Genomic DNA, 6,156 nt, shown 5'->3' on the forward strand with positions numbered 1-6,156 from the left:
GAGCATTCACCGTCGCGAGACTGGGAAGCCGGCTTGCCGGAGTCGAAGTCCGAACAGATGTAAAACGGTCGTTTTCATTACGGGCGTAAAAAATTCGCCGACCCTGGCGTCGGCCCGTTCGTCGAACGACATGACCAGCTAGCGGCGTCTAGGCGCCCGTGCGGTCTCGACCAATCGATGGGCGGCACGCCGCGCACCGTCGACGGCCGCGCCGCCGCGATAGGTCGCTGCATGGGTCGCGCCCTCGAAAAGCAGCAGAATCGCTTCGGCCAGCTCGTCGTCGCGCCGGCCGATCTCCGCCACCACGATCTCGTCGATTCGCTGCCGCAGTCGCTGCTTGTGTCGCGCCATCGCCTCGGCGATCTCCGGTACGCTACCGCCGGTTTCGCCCCAGGCTCGCAGGAACAGGCAGCCCCGCGCCCCCTCCTGGGCGAACCAGATTTCCAGCGCATCGAACAGCGCGTCGATATTGTCCGCGCCGACGAGCCGATGGAAGCGACGGTCCCGCTCGTTCAGGACGACGGCCATCAGGCCGTTCTTGCTGCCGACGTGCTTGTAGAGCGTGCGGCTGGAGATCCCGGCGGCCTGCGTCAGCCGGTCCATCCCGGTGGCGGTGAAGCCGTACCGGTCGAACAGCTGCTCGGCAGTCGAGATGAGTCGTGTGCGAATATCCATGACACCCAATGTAAAACGATCACTTTACACGCGCAAGCACCAATCGCTTCGACTTTGACGTGCCTCGCGCAGCCAACGGGTGGTGAACCTCGTCAGCACCGATACGCCGATCAACGATGGTAAAATGCCGGCCCATTCAGCGAAGGATCATTCCCCGTGTCGTCAGCCTCGATCTCTCGTCCCCCGCTACCGGCCTGGCTGTGGCTCGTCGCCTTCGGTCTGGCGGCGATCAATCTGCGTGCGCCGATCGTCGTCATCGGGCCGGTACTCGATCCGATCATGTCGACGCTCTCCATCGGCGCGGGAACGGCGAGCCTGTTCACCACCGGGATGATTCTCTGCTTCGGGTTGCTCTCGCCGTTGGCGCCGGGCTTCGCCGATCGCGTCGGCCTCGACCGCGCCATCGCCTGCGCGATCACGCTGATCGCCCTCGGCGGCGTGCTGCGTGGCGTCGAGAGTCTGACGGTCATGCTGCTGGGGACATTGTGCGCGGGGCTGGGCATCGCCTTCGGCAATGTGTTCATGCCGAGCCTGGTCAAGCGCGATCGCGGCGACCGCCTGGGCCGCACCATGGGGCTCTACACGGTGATGATGGGCGTCGGCGCCACGATCAGTGCCGGTAGCGCCATTCCGCTGATGAATCTCTCCGGAAGCTGGTCCACGCCGATCTGGCTATGGGCCGCCTTCGGCATCGGCTCCGCCATCGTGTGGTGGCGGGTGGCGCTCACGCTGGCGCCCGAAGAACCGGCCGCCACGCGCCGGCCGCCGATGTCGCGGCTGTTCAGAAGTCCGGTGGCGTGGATGTTGACGCTGTTCATGGGCGCCCAGTCGCTCAGCTTCTACACGCTGCAGACCTGGGTACCGGCGGTGGCGATCCAGGCCGGCGTTCCCGTGGCGACCGCCGGGATCATGCTGTCGCTGATCAACCTCACCAGCATTCCGGGCAGCTACATCGTTGCTCGCCTGGCATCGCGGCTGACCCATCACAGCCTGCTGGTGCTGGGGCTCTGCTCGCTGGTGGCGCTGGCGCTGTTCGGCCTGCTGCTTGCGCCCACGGCCTCGCCGCTGCTGTGGGCGCTGCTGCTGGGCGCCGGCCAGGGCGGCTGTTTCAGCTTCGCGCTGACCATGATCGTGCTGCGCACCCGTCAGCCCCAGCACGCCGCGATGCTGTCGGGCATGTCCCAGAGTATCGGCTACCTGATGGGCGCCAGCGGGCCGCTGCTGTTCGGCGCGCTGCACGGGCTGAGCGGCGACTGGCAGCTGTCGCTGATCTTCCTGATCGTGCTGCTGGCCGGCCAGAGCGTGGCCGGCGTGCTGATCGGCCGGCCGAAGATGGTCAAGCTGACGGACGACTGACGCACGGTTTCTCCCTTTCATTGCTCTCGGTAAAGCCGGGGCATGCCTTGGCTTTGCAATCCCCTGCCGCCTTCTATGCTGTAGAGAGTTATTTTCCAGAACAGACCCCGAAATAGACCCTGGAACAGACCTCGGAACAGGTCCCGAAACGGACTTCGCTCAGGCACGAGCGCGATGCGTCAAGGGCCGGCAAGGAGAGCGACATGGGTATCAGGCTGAAGCAGCTCGAAGATCAGGTCGTCGTGATTACCGGCGCGACCTCCGGCATTGGGCTTTCCACGGCGCGCATGGCCGCCGATCGGGGGGCGCGCCTCGTGGTATCGGCACGTAACGAGAATACGCTGGTTCGACTGGTGGAGGAGCTTCGCCAACGTGGCGCGGAGGCGGTTCATGCCGTGGCTGACGTGGGCGATCCCGCTCAGGTACACGGCATCGCCGAGACCGCCTTCAACCATTTCGGAGGCTTCGATACCTGGATCAACAATGCGGGCGCGTCGCTTTACGGCTATATGCTCGATGTGCCGCTGGAAGACCATCGCAAGCTGTTCGAGACCAACTTCTGGGGCGTCGTTCACGGCTCGCTGGAGGCGGCGCGTTATCTCTCCACACGCACTGCGGGCCATGGCGGCGCGATCATCAATCTGGGTTCGCTGGTGTCCGATCGCGCGATTCCGATTCAGGGCATGTATTCCGCCTCCAAGCATGCCGTCAAGGGCTTCACCGATTCGCTGCGCGTGGAGCTGGAAGCCTTGGGCGCCCCGGTTTCGGTCACCCTGGTCAAACCCGGCAGCATCGCCACGCCCTATGCCGAACATGCCCACAACCTGCTCGAGCAGGAGCCCAGCCTGCCGCCGCCGCTTTACGAGCCGAGCATCGTCGCCAAGGCGATCCTGCACTGCGCCGTTCATCCCCGACGCGACATTCGTGCCGGGGGCGGCAGCAAGGCGATCGCAATGCTCGACTACTTCGCGCCGCGCCTGACCGATCGCCTCATGGGCGGCATGATGATCGATCAGCAGAAGTCCGGGCGTACGGAGCATCGCCAGTCATTTGCGCTACATGAACCCGGCACCGAGATGCGCGAGCGCGGGAACTACCCGCATCATGTTTCCAAGACCAGCCTCTACACCGAGGCCTCGATGCACCCTGTCATCACCACGACGGTCATTGCGGGGGCACTGCTCGGCCTCGCGGCGCTGAGCCGGCGTCGACGGTTCTGACCAGGCAGGCGTCTCGTTACGCGCGTTCTGTCGACTCGCGCTGAAACGGATAGACGTTGCCGATGCCGAGCAGCCGAGTCAGCTCGTCGAGCGCCGTGAGCGTCTCGTCGGCGAGCCGGGGGTCGGCCAGGTCGTCCGGAGTCAGGCTGTCGCGGTAGTGCCGCTCGACCCAGCCCACCAGATCGGCATGGAGCGCGTCGTTCAACAGCACCCGCCCGCTCAGCGCCTGACGCTCGGCCGCGGACAGCACGATCCGCAGACGCAGGCAGGCGGGGCCGCCGCCGTTGCGCATGCTCTGCTTGACGTCCTTGACCATTACCTCGCTGATCGGGTTGTAGCCCGCCAGCAGCAGGTCCTGAATCGTCCGCCAGACGGATTCGTTTTCCTGACACTCCCCCGGTACCACCAGCGTCATGCTGCCATCCGGATTCGACAGCAACTGCGAGTTGAACAGGTAGGTCGATACCGCGTCTTCGAGACTGATCGCTTCGCTGGGCACCCGCACCGGGATGAGTGGCGTCGTCATTCGTTCGCGCAGCGCGTCCAGCGTCTTCTCCTCGTCGAGAAACGCCATCTCGTGATAGAGCAGCACCGGCCCGTTGCCTACGGCGATCACGTCGTTGTGAAAGACACCGGCGTCGATGGCGTCGGGATGCTGCTGGGCGAAGACGACCCGGGCATCCTCGAGGCCATGCTGGCGTGCGATCGCCTGACTCGCTTCCAGCGTCTGGCGGGCCGGATAGCGCCTGGGGGCGCGCTCGCCGCCGAAGGCCTGACGGCCATAGACGAACAGATGCACGCCGGCATCGCCGTATTCGCCACAAAGGCGCGTGTGATTGGCGGCACCCTCGTCGGAGAACGCCGGCGTCGCCGGCAGCACGGGATGATGGGCGAAATGGCGTTCGTCGCGAAAGATCGAGGCGAGCACGCGGCCCGTGGTTTCCGGCTCGAGATAGCGATGGAAGCTCGACTGCAGGTTGGCGGGCGTGAAGTGAACGCGACCGTCGGGCGCATCGAGACTCGGCGTGATGGTGGCGGCGTTGGCGGTCCACATCGACGAGGCCGAACACACCGCCCGCAGGATCTGCGGCGCTTCCCTGGCGGCCCGCGCCAGCACCTGGGTGTTGTCCCCCTGGAAACCAAGCGCCCGCAAGGCGCCCAGGTCCGGGCGCTGCTGTGGTGGCAGCACGCCCTGGGCGTAGCCGGCGTCCATCAGCGACTTCATCTTGGCCAGACCCTGCAGCGCGGCCTCGCGCGGGTTGGACGCGAGCCCGCCGTGGCGCATCGAGGCCACGTTGCCGTGGGCCAGTCCGGCGTAGTTATGGGTCGGGCCGACCAGACCGTCGAAATTGACCTCGCGCACGTCCTGTTCGGCCGTCATGTCCGCTGCGCTGCTCACAGGGTCACCCCCGGCGGCAGCTCCGTGGGCATCGCCAGCGTATCGGCCTCCATGGAGGCGACCGGATAGGCGCAGTAGTCCGCCGCGTAATAGGCGCTGGGGCGATGGTTGCCGCTGTCGCCGATGCCGCCGAACGGCGCGTCGCTGGAAGCGCCGGTGGTCTGGCGGTTCCAGTTGACGATACCGGCGCGAATCCGCAGCAGGAAGTCGTCCCAGTCAGCCTGGTCGCCACCGATCAGGCCGGCGGAAAGGCCGTAGCGGGTGTCGTTGGCCAGCTTGATCGCCTCGTCCCAGTTCTGGTAGCGATGGACCTTGAGCAGCGGGCCGAAGTGCTCTTCGTCAGGCACGTCGCAGCCGGTGACATCGACCAGCCCGGGCGAGAGCAGGCTGGTGCCGTCCTGCAGCGACTGCATGCGTACCAGCACGCGTCCGCCACGGGTTTCGAGATCGCGCTGCGCCACGAGCAGGCCTTCCGCCGCCTGCGGGCTGACCAGCCCGGCATAGAACGGCGCCGGCTCGCTGAACGGCTCGGCCACCCGCAGTTCAGCCAGCACCTGCGCCAGCTTCTCGATCAGTCGATCACCGGCTTCCCCTTCCGGCACGATCAGGCGACGCGCACAGGTACAGCGCTGGCCGCCGGAGAGGAACGCCGACTGGACGATGGTCAGCACCGCCGCGTCGAGATCGCGCACGTCCTTCACCACCAGCGGGTTGTTGCCGCCCAGCTCCAGCGCCAGGATCTTGCCGACCTGGCCGCCGAACTGGCGGTGCAACAGCCCGCCGACCTTGGCGCTGCCGGTGAACAGCAGCCCGTCGATATCGGCGTTGCCCGCCAGCGCCTGCCCCACTTCCGCCGCACCCTGGACCAGGTTGATCACGCCGGCAGGCAGGCCCGCCCGCTCCCAGCACTGCAGAGTCAGATCGGCGGTCATCGGCGTCTGTTCGCTGGGCTTGAACACCACGCAGTTGCCCGCCAGCAGCGCCGGCACGATGTGGCCGTTGGGCAGATGGCCCGGAAAGTTGTAGGGGCCGAAGACCGCCAGCACGCCATGCGGACGATGACGCAGCACGGCGCGTGTGCCACCGGCGTCCCGGGCGCGCTCGCCGGTCCGTTCGTGATAGGCCGTCAACGAGATCGCCACCTTGCCGATCATCGCGCCTACTTCGGTGCGCGCCTCCCAGATCGGCTTGCCGGTCTCGTGGGCAATGCTGCGGGCCAACGGCTCGCGGTGATTTTCCAGCTCATCGCGGAAACGCTCGACGATCACCTGACGTTCGGCAAAGGGACGGCGCGCCCAGCCAGGAAACGCACGCCGCGCGGCCGAGATCGCCTCGTCGACCTGCTCGGGCGACGCCGCCGCGGCCTGCCACAGCGAGTCGCCCGAAACGGGATCGCGCTTGTCGAAACACGCCGCCGCGCCCTCGATCCAGCGGCCGTCGATCAGCAGTTGTTGTTTGGCGTGCATATGTCGCTCCTGATGATTGGTTGGTAAGCCGCGAGCCGCG

General features: G+C 66.6%; 5 protein-coding genes. 2 read left to right on the forward strand and 3 right to left on the reverse strand.

Features of this window, described 5'->3' with window-relative positions:
- Window positions 1-138 precede the first annotated feature (138 nt).
- A complete protein-coding gene (locus DOM32_RS06195) occupies window positions 139-675 on the reverse strand; it encodes a TetR/AcrR family transcriptional regulator (protein ID WP_110632296.1) in 537 nt (178 codons plus the stop codon).
- Window positions 676-831: 156 nt separating this feature from the next.
- On the opposite strand from DOM32_RS06195, the gene DOM32_RS06200 reads away from it, so the two are divergent.
- Complete coding sequence (locus tag DOM32_RS06200; RefSeq protein WP_110632299.1) at window positions 832-2,031, forward strand: MFS transporter; 1,200 nt, start codon at window positions 832-834, stop codon at window positions 2,029-2,031.
- 203 nt (window positions 2,032-2,234) lie between these two features.
- A complete protein-coding gene (locus tag DOM32_RS06205) occupies window positions 2,235-3,251 on the forward strand; it encodes an SDR family oxidoreductase (protein WP_110632302.1) in 1,017 nt (338 codons plus the stop codon).
- Between the two features lie 16 nt (window positions 3,252-3,267).
- On the opposite strand, the gene astB is transcribed toward DOM32_RS06205, so the two are convergent.
- Both astB and astD read right to left on the reverse strand, forming a co-directional pair.
- Window positions 3,268-4,632 carry an N-succinylarginine dihydrolase gene (gene astB, locus DOM32_RS06210; protein WP_110632434.1) on the reverse strand — a complete coding sequence of 455 codons (1,365 nt, stop codon included), beginning with the start codon at window positions 4,630-4,632 and terminating at the stop codon, window positions 3,268-3,270.
- 14 nt (window positions 4,633-4,646) lie between these two features.
- Window positions 4,647-6,116: a succinylglutamate-semialdehyde dehydrogenase gene (gene astD, locus DOM32_RS06215; protein ID WP_110632305.1), complete on the reverse strand. Its 1,470-nt coding sequence runs from the start codon at window positions 6,114-6,116 to the stop codon at window positions 4,647-4,649.
- Window positions 6,117-6,156 lie beyond the last annotated feature (40 nt).

It is taken from the genome of Salinicola salarius (genome assembly GCF_003206135.1).
GTDB classification, from domain to species: Bacteria; Pseudomonadota; Gammaproteobacteria; order Pseudomonadales; family Halomonadaceae; genus Salinicola; species Salinicola salarius.

Coding starts and splice junctions, on each gene's coding strand:
- DOM32_RS06195 (WP_110632296.1), bottom strand. CDS start 675: ATGGATATTCGCACACGACTCATCTCGACTGCCGAGCAGCTGTTCGAC.
- DOM32_RS06205 (WP_110632302.1), top strand. CDS start 2,235: ATGGGTATCAGGCTGAAGCAGCTCGAAGATCAGGTCGTCGTGATTACC.
- astB (WP_110632434.1), bottom strand. CDS start 4,632: ATGACGGCCGAACAGGACGTGCGCGAGGTCAATTTCGACGGTCTGGTC.
- astD (WP_110632305.1), bottom strand. CDS start 6,116: ATGCACGCCAAACAACAACTGCTGATCGACGGCCGCTGGATCGAGGGC.